Raw genomic sequence first — 896 nt, 5'->3', positions numbered from 1 at the left:
TGCGCGCCGTCTGGCACTCGCTGGACCGGCGCGGTGATACCGAGACGTTTCGCAAGGAACTGGCCTGGCGCGACTTTACCGACGGCGTGGTGATGGCGTTGCCGGACTATGCCGACCGCAATGGCCGCGAAGCGTTCGACGCGTTGCCGTGGCGCAGCGGCAAGGAGGCCAAGGCCGATCTGAAAGCCTGGCAGACCGGGCGCACCGGCTATCCCATCGTCGATGCAGGGATGCGGCAGCTCTGGACGACCGGCTGGATGCACAACCGGGTGCGGATGATCACCGCCTCGTTCCTGATCAAGCATCTGCTGATCGACTGGCGGGAGGGCGAGCGCTGGTTCTGGGATTGCCTGATCGACGCCGATTACGGGAACAACGCGGTCAATTGGCAATGGGTCGCGGGCACGGGCATCGACTCCAACATGTTCGGCCGGATCATGGCGCCGCTCAGCCAGTCGGAGAAGTTCGATGCGGGCGACTATATCCGGCAATGGGTGCCGGAGCTGAAGAACGTGTCGGACGCGGCGATCCATGACCCCGATGAAGCGGGCTGTCGTCCGAAGGCGTATCCTGCCAAGATCATCGGCCACCGGGAGGGGCGCGAGCGCGCACTGGCGGCGGCGAAGGCCATGCGGGGATAGTCCCTAGCGTTTCCTCCGGCAGGCATCTGAACAATAGACCACCTGATCCCAGTCCCGCGCCCATTTCTTGCGCCAAGTAAAGGGTCGCCCACAGGCCGGGCATATCTTGCTCGGCAAATTCTGCTTGGCGACCCCGTTGGGCATCAGCGCGGCTCGGCGTCCAGGAACGCGGCGACGTCCGCCAAATCGACCGTCTTGTCGAGATAGGTCTGCCCGATCCCCCGCGCGAGCAGGAAGGGCAGGGTGCCCGCCGCC

At 65.3% G+C, this 896-nt stretch carries 2 protein-coding genes; one reads left to right on the top strand and one right to left on the bottom strand.

Translation table 11 applies throughout. The features are described from left to right. A partial coding sequence (locus tag SB4_RS18635) for an FAD-binding domain-containing protein (protein WP_193753898.1) occupies positions 1 to 641 on the top strand: 641 nt, incomplete at its 5' end. 3 nt (positions 642 to 644) lie between these two features. Here SB4_RS18635 and SB4_RS19330 read toward each other — a convergent pair. Next, entirely contained in the window at positions 645 to 785 is a 141-nt protein-coding gene (locus SB4_RS19330; RefSeq protein WP_082670285.1) for a DUF2256 domain-containing protein, read from the bottom strand. Between the last annotated feature and the right edge of the window lie 111 nt (positions 786 to 896).

Origin of the sequence: Sphingomonas sanguinis, assembly GCF_001476905.1 — a bacterium.
Classification (GTDB): Bacteria; Pseudomonadota; Alphaproteobacteria; order Sphingomonadales; family Sphingomonadaceae; genus Sphingomonas; species Sphingomonas sanguinis_B.
The sequence above is the reverse complement of the archived record's forward strand: the minus strand, read 5'-3'. Positions and strand labels throughout refer to the sequence as shown.